The 2,711-nt window shown below is 35.2% G+C and carries 2 protein-coding genes and 1 pseudogene; all 3 read left to right on the top strand.

Annotation, left to right across the window (positions count from 1 at the left end; genetic code table 11):
* On the top strand, positions 1 to 1,404 hold a 1,404-nt coding region (locus ACFX5F_RS16145; RefSeq protein WP_379853052.1), incomplete at its 5' end, for a T9SS type B sorting domain-containing protein.
* A 154-nt stretch (positions 1,405 to 1,558) separates the two neighbouring features.
* Complete coding sequence (locus ACFX5F_RS16140; protein WP_379853051.1) at positions 1,559 to 2,467, top strand: PorP/SprF family type IX secretion system membrane protein; 909 nt, start codon at positions 1,559 to 1,561, stop codon at positions 2,465 to 2,467.
* Positions 2,468 to 2,479: 12 nt separating this feature from the next.
* Positions 2,480 to 2,711: pseudogene (locus ACFX5F_RS16135) on the top strand (OmpA family protein); the annotation flags it as partial.

The raw sequence follows: 2,711 nt of genomic DNA, 5'->3' as shown, positions 1-2,711 counted from the left end.
ACATACGACGGATGTACTGCAGACCAAGAATTAGTGCTGACCGTAAATCCAAAACCAAGTAAAGTGTCTACTCCTATTACAATCTGTTCTGGTGAAAACTATACTTGGTCAATTAATAATGCTACCTACACTACTGCCGGAACGTATAGCAAGACATACGACGGATGTACTGCAGACCAAGAATTAGTGCTGACCGTAAATCCAAAACCAAGTAAAGTGTCTACTCCTATTACAATCTGTTCTGGTGAAAACTATACTTGGTCAATTAATAATGCTACCTACACTGCTGCCGGAACGTATACCAAAACATACGACGGATGTACTGCAGACCAAGAATTAGTGCTGACCGTAAATCCAAAACCAGCGAAAGTATCCACTCCAATAACAATCTGTTCTAGTGAAAACTATACTTGGTCAGTTAATAATGCTACCTACACTGCTGCCGGAACGTATACCAAAACAAACGACGGATGTACTGCAGACGAGGAATTAGTGTTGACCGTAACTCCGAAACCAGCGAAAGTATCCACTCCAATAACCATCTGTTCTGGTGAAAACTATACTTGGTCACTTAATAATGCTACCTACACTGCTGCCGGAACTTATACCAAAACAAACGACGGATGTACTGCAGACCAGGAATTAGTGTTGACCGTAAAGCCGAAACCAACCAAAGTGTCTACTCCTGTAACAATCTATTCTGGTGCAAGCTATATTTGGTCTGTGAATAATACTACGTACACTACTGCTGGAACTTATAACAAAGTAAACAACGGTTGCACCGCAGATCAAGAACTGGTATTGAAAGTAACCGCTCCTCTTACAATAGAAAGTTCAGCTTGTAATTCAGATAGTCAATTGAATATCGATTTAAAAACCTTATTACCAATAGGAACTCCAATAAATGGAACTTGGACAGACATAGATAACACGGGTAAATTCCAAGGAAGTATATTTTCTCCTTTTGGCTTAAATATTCGTGATTATAATTTTGAATACAAAGTTCCATATAGAAACTGTCCTTTAATCGTAAAAATTAGTATTAATGATGATTGCGCAGGTATTGTATTAGGTTGCGGAAACGTAACAGTTCATAATGCCTTCTCTCCCAATGGTGATGGAATTAATGAAAATTTTATTATCGATAATATTGATGATACAAATTGCTATCCCGATAATACAGTTGAAATTTACAACCGTTGGGGTGTATTAGTATATGAAACTACTGCTTATAATAATACCAGCAAAGTGTTCAAAGGTATCTCTGAAGGTAGAACAACGATAAGCCAATCATCGGGTTTACCAACTGGAACTTATTTTTACATCTTAAATTATACCTCGGTGGACGGTGTAGGAAACATAATAACTAATAAAAAAGACGGGTATCTATACCTTACTAAGTAATAAATTTAATGCCTGAGGACTTTTGTCCTCAGGTTTAATAAACATAAAACCCATATACCTTTTTCTTGAACGATAAACTCTAATCAAATTTATCATTAACCTACCGGATTCTTACAAGTAAATTCGATAGATAAATAAATAATAAATATCTACTATGAAAACAAAATTATTTTCTTTCGTTTTGATGTTTACAGCCATGGTAAGTTTTGCGCAACAAGACGCTCAATTTACTCAATATATGTACAACACTATCAATATTAATCCAGCTTACGCAGGATCTAGAGGCGCTTTGAGTATTTTTGCACTACATCGTACGCAATGGGTTGGACTCGAAGGCGCACCTGTATCTAATGCTGTATCTATAAATACGCCATTAAACTCCAATAATTTAGGATTGGGAGTATCAGTTATAAATGATAAAATTGGTCCTACGCATGAAAATATCATTTCGGCGGATTTGTCCTATACTGTCCCAACTTCCGAGACTTTTAAGCTTTCATTCGGAGTAAAGGCAACTGCTAATCTTTTCGACCTCGATGTAACCCGATTAAATCCAGCTGATGATGACCCTGCTCTACATGATTACAGTAATAAATTCTCCCCAAATATTGGTGCTGGGGTTTATTGGCATTCGGATAAAGCATACGTCGGTCTTTCCGTTCCGAATTTTATACAAACTAACCGCTATGATGATAATGAAGTGGCAATATTTAAAGAACAGATCAACTATTACTTAATTGCCGGTTATGTATTTGATTTGAACTCTTCTATTAAATTTAAACCTGCTATTTTAACCAAAATGATAAAAGGTGCTCCTCTTCAAATGGATATTTCTGGAAATTTTATGTTCAATGACAAATTTATCGTAGGAGTTGCTTATAGATGGAGTGCTGCATTAAGCGCTATGGTTGGTTTTCAAGTTTCAGAAGGTTTATATATAGGATACGGATATGATCATGAAACGACTAATTTAAACAATTATAATACCGGTTCACACGAAATATTTCTACGCTATGAAATATTTAAAAATAACAATAAAATTATTACTCCAAGATTCTTCTAAAAATTAATTATTATGAAAAATATTACACTCCTTTACATAACAATAGTAAGTGTTTTTTCATTTAACATTTACTCCCAAAAAGCTAGGGTAACTGCAGCCGATAAAAAATACGATAACTATGCTTACATAGATGCTATAAAAACCTATGAAAGAGTAGCGGAAAAAGGATATAAATCGGTAGATATGTTTAAAAAATTGGGAAACGCCTATTACTTCAACGGCGAACTTGATAAAGCCGCCAAAT

The sequence above is a fragment of the Flavobacterium zhoui genome, from assembly GCF_042787235.1.
GTDB lineage: Bacteria > Bacteroidota > Bacteroidia > Flavobacteriales > Flavobacteriaceae > Flavobacterium > Flavobacterium zhoui.
This window is presented reverse-complemented; position numbering and strand designations above follow the sequence as displayed.